Annotated in this window: 1 pseudogene; it reads left to right on the forward strand. The window is 63.2% G+C overall.

The window, feature by feature from the left end:
• Window positions 1-37: 37 nt before the first annotated feature.
• Window positions 38-819, forward strand: a pseudogene (locus tag HCC78_RS34385) (IS5 family transposase); the annotation flags it as partial.

The following is an 819-nucleotide window of genomic DNA, read 5'->3' on the forward strand; positions in this document are numbered from 1 at the left end:
GTCGCCTCCGTGATTCAAGATCGCCGTTGCGACGGAGGTGATCTTGGCGCGGAATCTGATGACCAACGAGGAATGGCGGTTCTTCGAGCATTTCATTGCTGCCATCCGTGCCCCGAACGGCCGGAAACCTGTCAACCATCGCCTTGTTCTGGATGGCATATTCTGGATCGCTCGGACCGGTGCCCCGTGGCGCGACCTTCCGGAGGAGTTCGGAAAGTGGGGGTCCGTCTACCGCCAGGTCCGACCCTGGACGCAAGCCGGACTATGGGAGACCATGCTGCTGTTTCTCAACGACAGCGATCTCGTGCCCGCCCGTGTGCAGATGATCGATAATGAGGCGCAAGCGCCACTGGTCCGAGCGCAGCGCCGAATGGTGATCCGCGCCCATCAGCAGGCAGCGGGCTCAAGGGGGGGACTCAGAAGGAAGGTTTCGGCCGTTCTCGACTGTCCGGCGGGAAAACGATCCCGCGGATCGTTTTCTGATCCGCCTTCCACTTCACGACCAAGATCCACCTCCGGGTGAACGGTGCGGGACTGCCGATGCGCAGCGAGATCTCCGGCGGCGAGACGGCCGATGTGAAGGGGTTCGACCTGGTGATGGCGCAGGATCTGCCGGAGGCTGGCCATTTCCTCGCCGACAAGGGCCATGATGCTGACAAGGTACGGGAAAACCGCGAGGAACGTGGTATCGTGGCGGTCATCCCGATGCGGCGCAACCGCAAGGAATGGCGCGCCGTCGACCGCGACTTCTACCGCTGGCGCAACCTGGCCGAACGCTGCTTCTCCAAGCTCAAGCGGTGCCGCCGGGTGGCAACGCGC

Origin of the sequence: Mangrovicoccus sp. HB161399, from assembly GCF_013184745.1 — a bacterium.
GTDB lineage: Bacteria > Pseudomonadota > Alphaproteobacteria > Rhodobacterales > Rhodobacteraceae > Mangrovicoccus.